The 16,339-nt window shown below is 65.0% G+C and carries 11 protein-coding genes; 6 read left to right on the forward strand and 5 right to left on the reverse strand.

All coding sequences use genetic code 11. The features are described from left to right. Position 1: 1 nt before the first annotated feature. The gene (locus tag AC0IXR_RS10325) at positions 2-3,163 is read left to right on the forward strand and encodes a multidrug efflux RND transporter permease subunit (RefSeq protein ID WP_471760625.1); all 3,162 of its coding nucleotides are present in this window, start codon (positions 2-4) and stop codon (positions 3,161-3,163) included. A gap of 150 nt (positions 3,164-3,313) precedes the next feature. Here the strand turns inward: AC0IXR_RS10325 and AC0IXR_RS10330 are convergent, their stop codons facing one another. Beyond that, the gene (locus AC0IXR_RS10330) at positions 3,314-4,996 is read right to left on the reverse strand and encodes an acyl-CoA dehydrogenase family protein (RefSeq protein WP_461233965.1); all 1,683 of its coding nucleotides are present in this window, start codon (positions 4,994-4,996) and stop codon (positions 3,314-3,316) included. 190 nt (positions 4,997-5,186) lie between these two features. Then, positions 5,187-6,086, reverse strand: a complete 900-nt coding sequence (locus AC0IXR_RS10335) for a DMT family transporter (RefSeq protein WP_461233966.1) — start codon at positions 6,084-6,086, stop codon at positions 5,187-5,189. Positions 6,087-6,253: 167 nt separating this feature from the next. Here AC0IXR_RS10335 and AC0IXR_RS10340 point away from each other — a divergent pair, with 167 nt between their 5' ends. Both AC0IXR_RS10340 and AC0IXR_RS10345 read left to right on the forward strand, forming a co-directional pair. Further along, positions 6,254-7,138 (forward strand): YihY/virulence factor BrkB family protein, encoded by an 885-nt coding sequence (locus AC0IXR_RS10340; protein ID WP_056433509.1) that lies wholly within the window; start codon positions 6,254-6,256, stop codon positions 7,136-7,138. A 123-nt stretch (positions 7,139-7,261) separates the two neighbouring features. After that, positions 7,262-8,089 (forward strand): transglutaminase-like domain-containing protein, encoded by an 828-nt coding sequence (locus AC0IXR_RS10345; protein ID WP_471760626.1) that lies wholly within the window; start codon positions 7,262-7,264, stop codon positions 8,087-8,089. A 151-nt stretch (positions 8,090-8,240) separates the two neighbouring features. On the opposite strand, the gene AC0IXR_RS10350 is transcribed toward AC0IXR_RS10345, so the two are convergent. Then, complete coding sequence (locus AC0IXR_RS10350; protein WP_311273984.1) at positions 8,241-10,022, reverse strand: glucan ABC transporter ATP-binding protein/ permease; 1,782 nt, start codon at positions 10,020-10,022, stop codon at positions 8,241-8,243. 278 nt (positions 10,023-10,300) lie between these two features. Between AC0IXR_RS10350 and AC0IXR_RS10355 the strand changes: the two genes are divergently transcribed. Together AC0IXR_RS10355 and AC0IXR_RS10360 are read left to right on the forward strand one after the other, a co-directional pair. Further along, positions 10,301-11,074 (forward strand): motility protein A, encoded by a 774-nt coding sequence (locus tag AC0IXR_RS10355; protein ID WP_018043049.1) that lies wholly within the window; start codon positions 10,301-10,303, stop codon positions 11,072-11,074. Positions 11,075-11,094: 20 nt separating this feature from the next. Further along, positions 11,095-11,925, forward strand: coding sequence for a flagellar motor protein MotB (locus AC0IXR_RS10360; protein WP_207411404.1), 831 nt, complete (start codon positions 11,095-11,097; stop codon positions 11,923-11,925). A gap of 9 nt (positions 11,926-11,934) precedes the next feature. On the opposite strand, the gene AC0IXR_RS10365 is transcribed toward AC0IXR_RS10360, so the two are convergent. Further along, entirely contained in the window at positions 11,935-12,432 is a 498-nt protein-coding gene (locus AC0IXR_RS10365; RefSeq protein WP_461233968.1) for a CAP domain-containing protein, read from the reverse strand. 36 nt (positions 12,433-12,468) lie between these two features. Continuing rightward, complete coding sequence (locus tag AC0IXR_RS10370) at positions 12,469-15,168, reverse strand: DUF3772 domain-containing protein (protein ID WP_471760628.1); 2,700 nt, start codon at positions 15,166-15,168, stop codon at positions 12,469-12,471. Positions 15,169-15,785: 617 nt separating this feature from the next. On the opposite strand from AC0IXR_RS10370, the gene AC0IXR_RS10375 reads away from it, so the two are divergent. After that, the gene (locus AC0IXR_RS10375; protein ID WP_018043045.1) at positions 15,786-16,334 is read left to right on the forward strand and encodes an HNH endonuclease; all 549 of its coding nucleotides are present in this window, start codon (positions 15,786-15,788) and stop codon (positions 16,332-16,334) included. Positions 16,335-16,339 lie beyond the last annotated feature (5 nt).

Below are 16,339 nucleotides of genomic sequence, written 5' to 3' on the forward strand. Positions count from 1 at the left end.
CATGGCCCGTTTCTTCATCGATCGCCCGATCTTCGCCTGGGTCGTCGCGCTATTCATCTGCCTGGGTGGAATTCTGTCGATCCCCAGCCTGCCGGTCGCCCAGTATCCGGTCATCGCGCCACCTTCTATCGCGCTGTCGACGGCCTATCCCGGCGCGTCGGTGGAGAACCTCTATACCGGCACCACCCGCCTCATCGAGGATGAGCTCAACGGTGCGGCCAACATCCTGAGCTTCGAATCCGCCAGCGACGCGTTCGGTGTCGTCGAGATCACGGCCCAGTTCCAGCCGGGCACCGATTCGAGCCTCGCCGGCGTCGAAGTGCAGAACCGCCTCAAGCGCGTCGAAGCCCGTCTCCCGGCCGAAGTGCGCCAGCAGGGGACGCTGGTCGAGGAGGCCTCCGCCGCCACCCTCAACATCATCACGCTGATCTCGCCCGATAAATCGATGGACGAGATCGCGCTCGGCGACTTCCTCATCCGCAACGTCATCAACGAGATTCGTCGTATCCCCGGCGTGGGCCGCGCGACGCTCTATTCGACCGAGCGCAGCCTTCGCATCTGGATCGATTCCGACAAGCTGCGCGGCCTGTCGCTGAACGCGTCCGACGTCTCGAAGGCGATCACCAACCAGAACGTCCAGATCGCATCGGGCGCCGTCGGCGCCATGCCGAGCCCGGCCTCGAACACCGTCAACTTCCCCATTATCGTGAAGGGGCAGATGACGGCGCCGGAAGAGTTCGGAGCCATCGTGCTGCGCGCCAACCCGGACGGCTCGAACGTGCGCCTGCGCGACATCGCCCGGATCGAGCTCGGCGGCGAGGACTACAAGTTCACCACCCGCCTGAACGGCGGTGAGGCGGCAGGCATCTCGGTGACCCTGGCGCCCGACGGCAACGCCCTTGAGACCGCCTCCGCCATTCGCGCGAAGATGGAAGAGCTGTCGCAGTTCTTCCCCTCCAACGTGCAGTGGGACATCCCCTACGACATCACGCCCGCCGTCGAAGCCTCGATCAAGAAGGTGCTGATGACGCTGGTGGAGGCCGTCATCCTGGTCTTCGTAGTGATGTTCCTCTTCCTCCAGAACATCCGCTACACCCTGATCCCCACCATCGTCGTGCCGATCGCCCTCCTGGGCACCTGCACGGTGATGCTGCTCGCCGGGTTCTCGGTGAACGTGCTCACCATGTTCGGCATGGTGCTGGCCATCGGCATCCTCGTCGACGACGCCATCGTGGTCGTCGAGAATGTCGAGCGCATCATGAACGAGGAAGGGCTGTCTCCGAAGGAGGCGACCCGCAAGGCGATGAGCCAGATCACCGGCGCCATCATCGGCATCACCCTGGTGCTCATCGCGGTCTTCATCCCGATGGCGTTCTTCCCGGGCTCGGTGGGCATCATCTATCGTCAGTTCTCCATCGCGATGGTGACGTCCATCGGCTTCTCGGCGCTGCTCGCGCTGACGCTGACGCCCGCTCTCTGCGCCACCCTCCTCAAGCCTATCGAGAAGGGACACGGCCATTCCAAGGGCGGCGTGTTCGGCTGGTTCAACCGGGTCGTCGACCGGGAGACCGCGCGCTACGGGCGCGGCGTCGCGGGGATGATCAAGCGGTCCGGCCGGGTGATGATGGTCTATCTCGCCCTCGTCATCGGCCTCGGCTTCGCCTTCGTGCGGATGCCGGAAGGCTTCCTGCCGGTGGAGGACCAGGGCTTCTTCACCGTGGATATCCAGACACCGCCCGGCTCGTCGTTCAACCGCACGCTGAAAGCCGTGAAGGCGGTGGAAGAGCATCTCCTTGCGCAGCCCGGCGTCGCCACGGTGACGATCGTCAACGGCTTCTCGTTCTCCGGCCAGGGCCAGGTGACCAGCCAGGCCTTCGTGACCTTGAAGCCATGGGGTGAGCGCGACGCCGCGAACTCGGCGGCTGCCCTCGTGGAGGGCACCAACAAGGCGCTGTCCAGCTACAAGGACGCGGTGATTCAGGCTCTGGAGCCGCCGCCCATCGACAATCTCGGCAACGCCTCGGGCTTCAGCTTCCGCCTGCAGGACCGTGCGCAGAAAGGCTATTCGGCGCTGATGGCGGCCCAGGAGCAGTTGCTCTCCCTCGCCAAGAAAAGCCCGATCCTGCAGAAGGTCTATGTCGAGGGCCTGCCGCCTGCGCCTCAGGCGGAACTCGTCATCGACCGTGAGAAGGCGGCGGCACTGGGTGTCGATTTCGAGGAGATCAACAACACGATCCAGGTCAATCTCGGTTCGGTCTACACCAACGACTTCCCGAACCGGGGCAAGATGCAGCGCGTCATCGTGCAGGCGGAGGACAGCCAGCGCCTGAAGGCAGCCGATTTGCTGAATTACGGCGTCAAGAACAGCCAGGGCACGATGGTGCCGATGTCGTCCTTCGCCGATCTCAAATGGAGCGTCGGCCCAGCCCAGATCATCGGCTTCAACGGCTATCAATCGGTGCGCATCACCGGTGAACCGGCTCCGGGTTATACGTCCGGCGATACCATCGCCGAGATGGAGCGCCTGATGCAGCAATTGCCGAAGGGCTTCGGCTATGTCTGGACCGGTCAGTCGCTGCAGGAGAAACAGGCAGGAAGCCAGGCGACCCTGCTCCTCGCCCTGTCGATCCTGATCGTGTTCCTGTGCCTCGCGGCGCTTTACGAAAGCTGGTCGATCCCGTTCTCGGTGCTGCTGGTCATCCCGCTCGGCGTCATCGGCTCGGTGGCAGCCGTCTACCTCCGCGGGCTGCCCAACGACGTGTATTTCAAGATCGGCCTCATCACGATCATCGGTCTCTCGGCTAAGAACGCGATCCTGATCGTGGAATTCGCCAAGGATCTCTGGAAGCCGGGTAAATCGCTGGTCGATGCGACCATCGAGGCATCGACGCTCCGCTTCCGACCGATCGTGATGACCTCGCTGGCCTTCATCTTCGGTGTGGTGCCCCTGGCCATCGCCTCGGGCGCAGCGTCGAAGAGCCAGCAGGCCATCGGTACCGGCGTGCTCGGCGGCATGATCTCCGCCACGATCCTGGCGGTTCTGTTCGTGCCAGTCTTCTTCGTCTTCATCATGCGCCTGTTCAAGACGAAACCGGTGGAGCACGAGCCGAAGGCGGCCGAGGCGGGCTCCATGCCATCGAGCCATCACGCACCGGCGGAATAGAAGCAGTTCCTCTTCCTCACCTGTGGGGAAGAGGAACCTTCAAACGAAAAAGGCCTGGAACCGGGGAGAACCCGGTTCCAGGCCTTTTTCGTTTGGATAACCCGCCGCGACCGGGCTGAACGCCCGGCCGCCGTTTTATGGCGAGGAGGCTCAGGCGGTTTCGAGAAGCCGGCGGGCGATGACCTGGGCCTGGATCTCGGCGGCGCCCTCGAAGATCGAGAGGATGCGCGCGTCGCAGAGGACGCGGCTGACTGCGTATTCCAGCGCGAAGCCGTTGCCGCCATGGATCTGCAGGGCGTTGTCGGCCGCCGCCCAGGCGACGCGGGCGCCGAGCAGCTTGGCCATGCCGGCCTCGAGATCGCAGCGCTTGCCCTCGTCCTTCTCGCGGGCGGAGAAGTAGGTGAGCTGGCGGGCGATGTTGATCTCCACCGCCATCATGGCGATCTTGTCGGCGACGCGGGGGAAGTTGATCAGCGCCTTGCCGAACTGCACCCGGTCCTCGGCGTAGCGGAGACCGAGGTCGAGGGCGTTCTGCGCCACGCCGATGGCGCGAGCTGCCGTCTGGATGCGGGCGGATTCGAAGGTCTGCATGAGCTGCGTGAAGCCCTTGCCCTCGACTTCGCCGAGAAGGTTGGCCGCCGGCACTTCGAAATTGTCGAAGGCGAGCTCGTATTCCTTCATGCCGCGATAGCCGAGGACGTGGATCTCGCCGCCGGACAGGCCGGCCACCGGGAAGGGATCCTCATCGGTGCCGCGGGGCTTCTCGGCGACGAGGAGCGACAGACCCCTGTGACCCTTCTCTTCGGGCTTGGTGCGCACGAGACAGGTCATGATGTCGGCGCGGACCGGGTGCGTGATCCAGGTCTTGTTGCCCGAGATCTTCCAGACGTCGCCGTCCTTCACCGCCTTGGTGCGGAGGGACGCGAGGTCGGAGCCGGTATTCGGCTCGGTGAACACGGCGGTGGGGAGGGTATCGCCGGACGCGATGCCCGGCAGGAAGCGGTGCTTCTGCTCCTCGGTGCCGCCGCACAGGATGAGCTCGGCGGCGATCTCCGAGCGGGTGCCGAGCGAGCCGACGCCGATATAGGCGCGGGACAGTTCCTCGGAGACGACGCACATGGAGATCTTGGGCAGGCCCATGCCGCCGTATTCCTCTGGGATCGTCAGGCCGAAGACGCCGAGCTCGGCCATCTTGGTGACGATCTCCATCGGGATGTAGGCGTTCTGGCTGTGCCACTCATGGGCGTGCGGCACGACCTCGGCGAGGCCGAAGCGGCGCATCTCGGAGCGGATCGCCTCCATGTCCTCGTCGAGGCCGGACTTGCCGATGGTGGCCGAGCCACCGTTGTCGCGGATGCGAGCGACCAATGCGGCGCGGTTGGCCGCCGTATTGCCCTCCGTGATCATGGCCTCGACGGCGTCCGTCCGGAACTTCGCGATCTCGCGGGCGGAAAGACCGAGCGAGCCGGTGACGCGCACGATCTCGCCCTGGCTCATGGGAATGCCCGAGAACATCTGGTCGAGATATTCGCCGATGCCGATCTTCACGAGGAGCGCCTCGGTCTCCCCGAATTCTCCGGCTTCGGTCAGGCGCGCTGCGTAGGCGCCGAGTTCGCGAACACCTTCGGCATAGGTGGCGAGCCAAGCGAGGCCGTGGGCGGCATGCTGCTCGGCCTCAAGCTTCTCAGGCGAGATCTTCCCATCGGCGGAGAGAACCTTCGCGCGAACGCGGCGGGTCGCCTCGGCGACGAGGGCCTTGGCAGCTTCGCCGGCGCCCTGGGCGAGGGTCAGGAGATCCTGCGGTTCGGTGGAGACGGCCGGGGAAGCGGACATGGTTCGAATCTCTCAAATCAGAATGAGGGTTGGCGCTCATTATAGGCAGGTTTGCCAAGTCTGTAGAGGCGTCTCGCCGCAGCGCGGCACTATCCCGCCTGAATTCATTATTTCTTGCCGCGGAAAGCCTGGTTTTGCTCGACAAAACCAGGAGAGCTGAATTTTATTGAGAGATGAATCAAAGAAAAACTCATCTTCGGCTGGCGACTGCGACCCCAATCGTGGCCACGGCCATGCCGGCCATCTGGATCGGGGCCAGTGTCTCGCCGAACAGGAGATAGGCCATCGCCGCCGAGACCGGGGGGACCAGGAAGAGCAGGGAGGCGACGCCGGCCACCTCGCCGCGCCGGATCAGGGCCAGAAGAAGCAGGATGCCCGCCACCGAATTCACGAAGATCGACCAGGCCAGTCCGCCCCAGAGCGGCAGGGACGCGTCGAAACGGCCGGTGCCGAACAGAAGTGCCGCCGGCACGGCGAGGAGCGTCGCCCCGACGAACTGGATTGCCGCATTCGGCAGCAATTCGGCCTGTCCCGCACGACTCTTCTGCCACAGCGTGCCGATCGTCATCGCCGCCATGGCACCGAGGCAGGCGAGAAGCGGAAGTGCCGGGATGCCGGATGCGTCTGCAGTACCGATTTTCGGGGCGAGGACGAGAAGTGCCCCGGCAAAGCCCGTGGCGATCCCGATCCAGCGACGCGGGCTGACGATTTCACCGAGGAATGGACGCGCCATCGCCGCCGTCAGCAGGGGCTGGAGACTGCCGACCAGGGCAGCGATGCCCGATGGCAGGCCGCGCTCCACCGACCAGAATACGCCGATGACGTAGATGCCCTGCATCAGCACGCCGGCAACCAGGGCATCGCGCCATCCTGCCCGGCTGCGCGGCCATCTCGCGCCGAGGCCGATGGTGATGGCGGTCAGGACGATGGCGACGCCGACGAGTCGGATGGCGACGAAGGTGAAGGCCTCCGCATGGGGCGCCACGAAACGCGCGGCGACGAAGCCCGATGCCCAGATCAGGACGAAGACCGACGAGACCACCGAAGCGGGCACGGTACGGGTTGAGGAAGCCGGTGCATCGACTGACATGACGGTGGCGCAGGCAACACACCGAACCGCCGAACACAAGTCGCATTGGTGGCGGGTGGCATTGCATCGATCGGACGATCGCCCTGGACGTTGCGCCATCGCCCGGCCTCGCGTTTAGACAGACGGGTCGACGAGTCCCCCCAGTCACGAGAAGCGCCCCACCCGCCGTGAGCCGTCTCCGCAACAGTGCCAACATCGCCAGCCTCGCCGCCCAGCGCTTCGTTGCCCATGACGGCTGGGCGATCGCGAGCCATATCGCTCTCTCGATCCTGACGTCGCTGTTTCCCTTCCTGATCCTGCTCGCCGCCTTGGCCGGTCTGCTTGGGACCAAGTCGCTGGCCGACGAGGCGGGCGACCTGATTTTCGAGGCTTGGCCGCGCGAGGTGGCGAAACCTATCGCGAGTGAGGTTCACCGTGTGCTCACCGAGCAACGTGGCGGCGTGCTCACCATCGGCGCGCTGCTCGCCCTCTACTTCTCGTCCTCCGGAGTGGAGAGCCTCAGGGTGGGGCTCAACCGAGCCTACGGCCTGCGTGAGATCCGGCCCTGGTGGCTCACCCGCCTCGAATCCATCGGTTACGTCGTCTGTGGGGCCTTCGCCATGCTCGCCTTCGCGCTGCTCGTCGTCCTGGGGCCGTTGATCTGGCGTCGTATCATCAACGTGGCGCCTGGGCTCGAACCACTGAGCCTCACCGTGGCTATCGGGCGGATCGCGATCACGGCCTTCCTGCTCGCCACGGTTCTCGTCATTGCCCATAAATTCGTGGCGGCTGGCCGTCGCGCCATCCTGTCGGTCTTGCCCGGCGTTGCCGTGACGCTGGTCCTCTGGTTTCTCGCCGGACTCGGGTTCGGCTTCTACCTCGATCGGTTCTCGGCCGCCTACGCCTCGACCTATGGCGGATTGGCCACCGCGATGGTGTTCCTGGTCTTCCTCTACTGGCTAGCCGCGATGTTCCTCTTCGGCGGTGAAATCAATGGCACCGTCATTGCAGCACGGCGGCAGCGGCTGCAGGCCCGGATGTTGGCCAAGCAGGCCGAGGCGCGCCGGCAATGAAGCGGAGTGTCGCGACCTGCATGCTGACATCCACCTGTGACCTTCGCGGCCTATGCCGAACGGTCTCGCGCGGGCATGAGGGCGGCAGGGCTGGCGCGACGGTCGGTCGGAGGTTCAACGGTAATGCGCATCAGGTTCGGCTGCGAGATGGGCTACGACTTCGCCTATCCTACTCCGATGATCGCTCGATTGACGGCGCATCCGAGCCGGTTCGCTGGAGCGATGGAGCCGGACAGCCTGGCCATCGGCCCGGAGACGCCGCACGAAGTGTTCATCGACGATTTCGGTAACCGGTGCTGCCGCCTCGTGGCACCGGCGGGGGCGGTGACCCTTTCGGTGGAGGGATGGCTCGACGATGACGGCGATCTCGATCCGATCGTGCCGCAAGCGATCCAGCATCCCATCGAGGACTTGCCCCTGGAGGCCCTGCCCTTCCTCGTGGCGAGCCGTTACTGCGAATCCGATTTGCTCTCGAACGAAGCGTGGCGCCTGTTCGGCGATGTCCCGCCCGGCTGGACCCGCGCCCAGGCGGTCTGCGATTGGGTCCACGGCCATATCAGCTTCGGCTACGGCTATTCGAATGTGGATCGTACTGCCGCCGATGCCCTTGCCGTCGGGCGAGGAGTCTGTCGCGACTACGCTCACCTGTTCGTGGCGTTCTGCCGTGGCCTGAACATGCCGACGCGTTACTGCACCGGCTATCTCAGTTTCATCGGCGAACCCGAGCCGCATGCGCCCGGGGATTTCGCCGCCTGGACCGAAGTCTATCTCGGTGGCGCCTGGCATGTCTTCGACCCGCGCAACAACGCCCCGCGCCGTGGTCGTATCCTGGTCGCTCGCGGACGAGATGCGGCGGACGTCCCGCTGACCCATACGTTCGGAACGAACGTCCTGACGAAGTTCAAGGTGTGGGCCGAGGAGGACATGGGCGACGCCCATCCCCGCAGATAGGAGGGTGTCAATGAACCTTCCTCCCGTCCGCGGAAGAAGGGCATACACGCAGTTGGCCCGATGAGGGTCGCGCAATCTCCGGAGAGATTACCCCCGTCTCCGCCTGATCGGCAGTGACCCTCCCCCGACGCGGGGGGGAGGGTTTTCTCCGTCAGGCTGCCAGGGCGAGTGTGGGCTCAGAGGCGTCGGCACCGGCCATGAACTGCGCCCGGGCGAGGTCGGCGAAGCGGCCGTTCTCCGCGACGAGTTCCTCGAAGGTTCCCGATTCGACGATCCGGCCCTCGTGGAAGACGAGGATGCGGTCGGCGTTGCGGATCGTCGCCAGACGGTGGGCGATGACGAAGGTGGTCCGGCCCTCCATCACGGCTTCGAGCGCACCCTGCAGCTTCCGCTCGGTGGTCGCGTCCAAGGCGGACGTGGCCTCGTCGAGGATCAGCACGGGCGGATTCTTGAGCAGCGCCCTGGCGATGGACAGACGCTGGCGCTCGCCGCCTGAGAGCGAGCGGCCGCGCTCGCCGATGATCGTGTCGAGACCGTCGAACTGGCGATCCATGAACTCCGTCGCCTGGGCGCGGTCGAGGGCGTCGAGCATCTCCGCATCGGTGGCGTCGGGACGGCCGACCTGGAGATTCTCACGGATCGAGCGGGCGAACAGCATCGGCTCCTGGAACACCACGCCGATGTTGTGACGCAGGGAGGCGAGGCCGATATCACGGATGTCGGTACCGTCGATGCGGATCGCGCCAGTATCGGGGTCGAATGCACGGTGCAGCAGGCCCAGTGTGGTCGACTTGCCTGAGCCTGTGGTGCCGACGAGGGCGATGGTCTGCCCGGCCTGCGCCGTGAAGGAGACACTCTCCACGGCCTTGCGGCGCGGGGTGTAGGAGAAGCCGACCTGATCGAAGGAGACCTCGCCCTCGAAACGGGCCACCTGCATGGCGCCGGGACGATCATGGACGGCCGGGGTCGTGTCCAGAATCTCGAAATACTCGGCGATCTTGGGCATCTGCTGGAACAGACCGTTGATGCAGGTGGCGACCTGATCGAGGCGGGCGACGAGCATGGTGGCAAGGCTCATGAAGGCCACCACTTCGCCGATCGAGGCCATGCCGTGCTGATGCAGGGCGATACCCGTGATGAAGATGGCCGTCATGGTCAGGGTGGCGGCAGCGCGAGTCGCGACATTGGCGAGCGCCCACCACGACAGGACCGGGATCTGGGCCGCGAGCAGGTTGCGAATGATGCCGTGCATGGCCTCCTTCTCCGCCTTGGCGCGGGTGAAGGACTGGATCACGGCGACGTTGCCGAGGGCGTCGGAGGCATGGGCGGCAAGGCCCGACTGGTAGGCCTCGACCCGGCCCTGCAACATCTCGGTGCGGCGCATGACGAAGGTGGTGAGCACGGTGAACATCGTCACCAGCACGACCAGGATCGAGCCGAGCTGCCAGTTCACGAACAGGGTCATCGGCAGGAGAACGGCCAGGGACACGACGGCGACGAAATGATCGCGGAAGAAGCCGAGCCAGAGCCAGAACATGCCGTTCGATCCTTCCAGCATCGCCTTCAGGACGCGGCCGGAATGGTTCGAGGAATGAAAGGCCAGCGGCAGTTCGAGCACGTGCTCGAAGTAATTCGCCATGGACGCGAGACGATTGCGATGGGCCAGCCGGTCCGCATGCAGTGCGATGGTGACGCCGGCCGCGATGGTGAACAGGCCGAAGGCGACCCATGCGCCGATGAGCGGCGCCAGTGTCGAGAAGGCGTTACCGTCGCTCTTCAGATGCGTCAGCTGATCGATGATGCGCCCCATGAGCAGCGGCTCGGCGAAAGCCGCGACCGCGAGGGCCACATTGGCGACAGCGAGGAGGGCTGCCAGGCGCCGATCGGCGCCCAGTAGGCCCATGACGCGCGCATAGAGACGAACCAACGGCATGACGACGTGTGCTCCGATGCCAATCACGGCGCGGTCCCTTTTGCCGGAACCTTCGCCCTCAACCCTTCGCCTTCGGCCCGGCCCCCATTCATCGGAGATCACAAGCCATTCGGCGTGCTCGGCTTATCGCAATGCCACCCTGAACGGCGAATGACAGGAATGCGCCGGGAGAACCGTTATCCTTTACGGTTCGTTTAGCGCGTCTGCCTAAGGCTGAAGACGTCGCTTTCCGCTCGGATCCTGTTCCGTGCTGCTGGGCAAGCCGACCAGGGTTCACCATGGATCTCGCAACCGGTATCGGGCTTCTCGGCGGCTTCGGTGTCGTCTTCACCCTGATCATGATCGATGGCGGGAACTTCGCCGCCTTTTTCGACAAGCACGCGGTCATCGTCATCTTCGGCGGTTCCACCGCGGCGACGATGATCCGCTTCCCGTTCGCGACCATGATGCACGGCCTGCCGATGGGCATGCGCTACGCCTTCACCATGCGGGCGATCAGACCACGCGAACTCATCGAGGAAATCACCAAGATCGCCGACGTCGTGCGTAAATCCGGCCCGATGGCCCTGGAGAACATGGAGATCTCCGATCCCTTCCTGGCTCAGGGCGCCCGCTACATCGCCGATGGCTACGACCGCGAGTTCATCCGCGACACGATGGAGCGCGACCGCGACAACTTCCTCATGCATCTCGATGAGGGCTCGAAGATCTACCGCGCCTTCGGGGATTGTGCCCCCGCCTGGGGCATGATCGGCACCATTCTCGGCATGGTGACGATGTTCGCCAACATGTCGGACCCCTCGAAGCTGGGCCCCGCCATGGCGACCGCGCTGCTCGCCACCCTCTACGGCGCGCTGATCTCCAACATGATCGCGCTTCCGCTCGCCGACAAGCTACACGTGAAGCTGGAGGAGGAGGACGTCTCTCGCTCCCTCATCATCGACGGCATCCTGCTTATCCGCGACTCGAAGAGTTCGTCCCTCGTCCGCGAGATGTTGGTCGCCTACCTGCCGCACAACCACCGCGACGACCTCGCGGCGGAAGCGGCCTGACGGGAAGAGGGTAACCGGCCGTGGCCAGGAAGAAGCGCGGAGGCCATGGCGGTCACGGTTGGTTCGTGACTTTCGCCGATCTCATGGCGCTGCTCATGAGCTTCTTCGTGATGATCGCGGCCTATTCCACTCAAGATCAGAAGAAGATGCAGGCTGTGGCCGGCTCTATGCGCGATGCCTTCGGTGTCAACAGGGAATCGCGTTTCTCCGGAATCATCGAAGTGAACGGCCTTCCGACGCCGGGCCATATCAAGAACCGCAGCGAAATCGCGCCCGAACAGGCCACCGATCGGCCAAAGCCGCCGGATATCGAATCGACTGCCCCGGAAGGGATCCAGGATAGCGGCTATCCGGAAGCGTTCGGCCTTGCCGCCGCCAGTCTGCGCCAGGCGATGCAGGACATGCCCGAAATCTCGGAACTCTCGAAGAACATCATCGTGAATCCGACGCAGAAGGGCGTCGATCTCTCGCTGGTGGATCAGGACGGCAGCACGATGTTCCCACACGGGTCGAGCCGCCCGAACGATCGGACGAGGCGCCTTCTGGAAAAGCTAGCCCCCGTCATTCGGAAGCTGCCCAACCGCATCACCGTCACAGGCTATACCGCCACGGATAGGCCCGGTACACGCCCCCCTGCCCCGCCCTGGGAGCTCTCGGCAGGTCGCGCCATCAGCGTGCGTGAAATCCTCGCCAGCGCCGGCGTGCCCGACGATCGCTTCGCTTCGGTCTCCGGCAAGGCGGATACCGAGCCGCTGTTCCCGGACAACCCGTACCTGTCCTCGAACCGACGCGTGACGGTGACGCTCATGGGCGAGCAGGCACCGACGCCGCGTTCGATGAAGCTGCCCTGAGGGCGCGACTCACTCGGCGACCAGCAGCGCCCAATAGACCTTGTACTTTGAATTCGGAGCATAGGCCGTAGCGATGCCCATGCGTGTCGCCCGAGGGGCCAGCATGACGGCGTTATGGGCCGGGCTGTCGCGCCATCCCGAGAAGGCCTCCGCCAGGGTGTGATAGCCGGCCGAGAGATTCGCCTGCGCGCCCGCATAGCCGAGGCGCTGAACCGCGACCTTCACCGTCTGGGCCTGGCTCGGCTTGTCGGCGGCCGCCATCGCGGCTGCCTCGGCTTCGGCCAGACGCTGCAGGTCCGGGTCGATCCGTAAGGGTGCACCGCCGCTCCGCGCACGATACGCCGAGATCATATCGCGCGCGGTCGCCGCATCGACCGATGCGCCGGAGGTGGTCATTGGCCAGTACAGGCTCGGGAGCGCGCCGGTGGTCGGTGCTTCCTTGGCGCAACCGGACAGCACGAGGCTGCCCACAAGCGCGAGGCCGAACACCCGGAATCCCATCGTCATCGTTCAAGCCTCGCGTTCGTCGTCGATCGTGTCGGTCTACGACACCTCCGCAGGGCTCCTACGCCGGTTCGGTTCACGGGGCGTTGCCGAGCGCATCGGCTCGGCTTCCTCGTTCGCGGAAGGGCTGACCTGCCGGTCATCGACCTCCTCCGCCTGAGCCGGCCGATCCTGGCTCCGGTTCTGTGCGAACACGCCGGCGATCTGCCCGAGTGCGGTCTGGACCGGCTCCAGGCCCTGGACGGTGACGACGCTCGATCCGGGGCCGAGAGCCGGGATGAACCCTGCGCCGGACAAGGCTTGAAACACGGAAAAGTTCAGGTCGCTCGTGACCTTCAGGCCCATGCTGACATCGACGATCATCGCGATCAGTTCGAATTCGAGGAAAGGATCGCCGATCTTGCGGAACACCACCCGTGGTGCCGGCTCCTTCAGCACATCCGGATGAGCGGCGGCGCAGGCCACCAGCATTTCGGCGGCACGGACCGGATCCTGGTTGCGCAGGACGTTGACCGTGATGGTGACGCGGCCGGTGCGATCGCCGCGAACGCGGTTCTTCACGATACCCGAAATCAGGTTCGAGTTCGGCACGATCACCGCCGAACGGTCGAAGGTCTGGATCTCGGTGGAGCGCACCGAGATGCGCTTCACGATGCCCTCGCTGTCGCCGATGAGCACCTGATCGCCGACGCGGATCGGTCGCTCCCACAGCAGCAGCAGGCCCGAGACGAAGTTGTTGACGATGGATTGGAGGCCGAAACCGATACCGACGGAGAGCGCACCGGCGACGATAGTCAGCTTCTCGAGGCTGAGTCCGAGATAGGAGAAGGCGAGCGCGAGGGCGATCAGGAAGCCGCAATAACCGGTGATGGTGGAGATGGAGTTGCGCAGGCCCGCATCGAGATCGGTGGCCGGGAGGTAGGTCTGTTCCAGCCAGCGCTGGACCGCGCGCGTGATGACCACGCCGATGACGAGAAGTCCCACCGCATACGCGATGGTGGAGAGCGAGATCGTTACGTCTCCGACCTTGAAGCCGAAGAAGGCGCTGCGCACGGAGGTGAAGACGTCGGTGGAATCGAGGCCCCAGGGCGCGAGCGCCAGCAAGGCGGCCACCAGGATCAGAACGACTCGGGCGAGACCGGTCGACAGAACGGCGATCTGGTTGATCGAGCGCTTGCGTAGCCCGGTATTGGCCTGAAGCGCTGTGGCGAAGCGGGTCTCGTCCTTCAGCGTACCGCCGATGAACGTGTCGGCACTCGTGATGAGCAGGTAAAGCAGCGCGATCAGGCACGCCGTCCAGACCAGCTGGTCGATGAGGAAGGCGGCGAAGGCGACATAGCCGACGAGGGGCGCGATGCCGATGACGATGACGGCAGCCCATCCGAGCAGGCGCGCCGGACCGCCAATCGTCGTGGTGGATTCCGGCGCGACGTAGGGACCGAAGCACGCCTCCTCCTTATCCGCCGTGTCGGCGAAGCGGTGCAACCCGATGGCGAGGATCAGGATGGTGGCGAGAGCGCCGATGCCGCGCGTGGCGATGGAGATCGATAGTGCGGCGTAGATGCCGGAATTGAGCGCCTCGATGGATTTGACCACCGTGATTACCGTGGCGATGCCGACGGCGAGCCGCGTCAACCGCGACGCGGTCGAATCGCTGAGCGGAGCAGGACGCCAGGACGGTTTTTCCGGCGACAGCAGTGCGTCGCAAAGCGCCTCTACGAAGGCGATGAAAGCGAGCCCGCCGAGGATGGCGCCGGCCACCGGCATGAGCCGCTGCGGCAGCAGGTCCGTGGAATCCAGGGCGTAATAGACGGCGTAGCTTCCCACCACCGCCGGTACGGTGCCGAGGAGGAAGACGCGCCAGGCCGCCATCAGCTTCATGCGCTGCGTCGGGTCGACGACGCTCTGGCTGCGCCGCCCGAGACGCGGGGCAATGTTTCGGCGTCCGAAATACAGCGCCACGGAGATGCCAAGCGCGACCCCGAGCAGAAGAAGATTCCAGATCGATCCGTTGCGGCCGAACAGGCCAGCGATATCACTGACGGCGGCCTGCAGAGCCCGGATGTCGCGCGGGACATCGTCGGCGATACGCATCCAGAGGTCGGGATTCACCAGTGCCGACGAGCGTTCGAACAGGCCGCGGGTGAAGGCTGCCCTGCGCTTGTTCGTGATCTGGTCGATGATCTGGTCGCTCTGCACGAGAAGCGATTTTGCCAGCCGCTGCGTCTCGTCGATCTCGGCGACCGCATGCTCGCGCTCGCCCCGCTCCTTGGCGACGTCCTCGCCCTCCTCGCCTTCCTTCGGCTTCGGGCCGAGCTGCGTCAGGCGCTCGCGGGCCGCTTCGAGACGCGGCGTGGTGGCATCGATGATCTGACGGATCCGGTCGGCGATGGCGTCGAGGCCTTCGCGTGCCTTGAGCAGGTTCGCGGAATCGACGTTGCGGCCGGCGAGCAGCTTTTCACGCTCATCGAGATTGGCCTTCGCCTCGTCGAGCCGGTCGCGGACATTCTGGATCGCTTCAGAGACTGCCTGTTTCGGCACGGGCGGCTTCGCAGCCGGCGCGGGGGCCGCCGCAGCGGGTGGGACGGTAGCGGGCGCCGGCTTTGCCGGCTCCGTCTGCGCGGGGGCGACGGGCGCCGCCTGCGCCAGAACCGGAATGGGATTCAGGAAGGAGGCACCCATCCACGCGGCAAGGAGCGCTGCATGTCGCATTCTGCCCTTCATGAATCCCAGTTCCATGTCGTTCCTTTCGTCGGCTTGGGCCGACCGCCCCTCTGGCGTCGGCACGCAGACCCCGGTGCGCGGGCCAATCGCTTCCAGGCCCATCTCCGGCAAGAGCCGTGGCCATGATGGGAGCATCAGCGAAGGCACAACACGCGCCGTAGGTGGCAGCGGGTCAAAAATCAGATTGTCGGATGGCCGATCAATGGGGCGAAAGGGTGCCGCAGACACATCATTCGCCGAGGCAGCCCGAAAGATTGTGGGCCGCGACGTCGCGGATCGACCGGGCAACCTTCACAAGCGTGTCATGCTGATATTAGACTAACGCGCAATGGACAGAGCCTTTTCGTATCGACGCGAGGAGGTGGCGTTGGCCGTCCATGTCGATGTGCCTCGCCACAAACCGGGCGTTCCCGCCCGATGCGACCGCTTTTGGCTAAGCCCAGGCCGGTCCGCCCTCCCCGATCATCTGTTCTCTTCGCATCCTGTGCGGGTCCGGCGACCGAGATGTGTTCGCCGGATGCCAAAGTCGAAGACCGAACTGCCGGGACCACCGATCTTTCATCATCCGGGGACGATGCCGCGCCGTAACGTGCTGCGTCGTCCCTTCGTCGATCCGTCAAGAGAGTAGCGCCATGCTGGATCTCCAAACGCTCGTCCTCAATGCGGATTACCGGCCGCTTTCGTATAATCCGCTGTCCTTATGGTCCTGGAAGGACGCTTTCACCGCTCTCTTCCTCGACAGGGTCACATTGGTGGCCAGCTACGATGTCGAGGCCCGGTCACCGAGCCGCGCCTTGAGGGTCCCCAGCGTCGTTGCCCTCAAGAACTACGTGACCCTGGCGCGCAGTCCGGCATTCACCCGCTACAACATCTACCTGCGCGACACCTTCTCCTGTCAGTATTGCGGACTTCGGATGCCCTCGGGCGGGCTGACCTTCGACCACGTCATTCCGCGCTCACGCGGCGGATTGTCGAGCTGGGAGAACGTCGTCGCCGCCTGCTCACCCTGCAATCTGCGCAAGGCGAACCGTACTCCGGCGGAAGCGGAGATGCCGCTCCTGCATGAACCCCACCGGCCGACGCGGCACGAGCTCCATCGCCGCCAACCGGAATTCGACCACCGCGAGTACCATCACACCTGGCTGGATTACCTGTACTGGGACAGCGAACTCGAAAGCTGACGTTG

The sequence above is a fragment of the Methylobacterium sp. AC832 genome (assembly GCF_979256025.1).

Coding starts and splice junctions, on each gene's coding strand:
- AC0IXR_RS10350 (WP_311273984.1), bottom strand. CDS start 10,022: ATGCCGTTGGTTCGTCTCTATGCGCGCGTCATGGGCCTACTGGGCGCC.
- AC0IXR_RS10335 (WP_461233966.1), bottom strand. CDS start 6,086: ATGTCAGTCGATGCACCGGCTTCCTCAACCCGTACCGTGCCCGCTTCG.
- AC0IXR_RS10355 (WP_018043049.1), top strand. CDS start 10,301: ATGGATCTCGCAACCGGTATCGGGCTTCTCGGCGGCTTCGGTGTCGTC.
- AC0IXR_RS10370 (WP_471760628.1), bottom strand. CDS start 15,168: ATGGAACTGGGATTCATGAAGGGCAGAATGCGACATGCAGCGCTCCTT.
- AC0IXR_RS10365 (WP_461233968.1), bottom strand. CDS start 12,432: ATGACGATGGGATTCCGGGTGTTCGGCCTCGCGCTTGTGGGCAGCCTC.
- AC0IXR_RS10325 (WP_471760625.1), top strand. CDS start 2: ATGGCCCGTTTCTTCATCGATCGCCCGATCTTCGCCTGGGTCGTCGCG.
- AC0IXR_RS10330 (WP_461233965.1), bottom strand. CDS start 4,996: ATGTCCGCTTCCCCGGCCGTCTCCACCGAACCGCAGGATCTCCTGACC.
- AC0IXR_RS10375 (WP_018043045.1), top strand. CDS start 15,786: ATGCTGGATCTCCAAACGCTCGTCCTCAATGCGGATTACCGGCCGCTT.
- AC0IXR_RS10345 (WP_471760626.1), top strand. CDS start 7,262: ATGCGCATCAGGTTCGGCTGCGAGATGGGCTACGACTTCGCCTATCCT.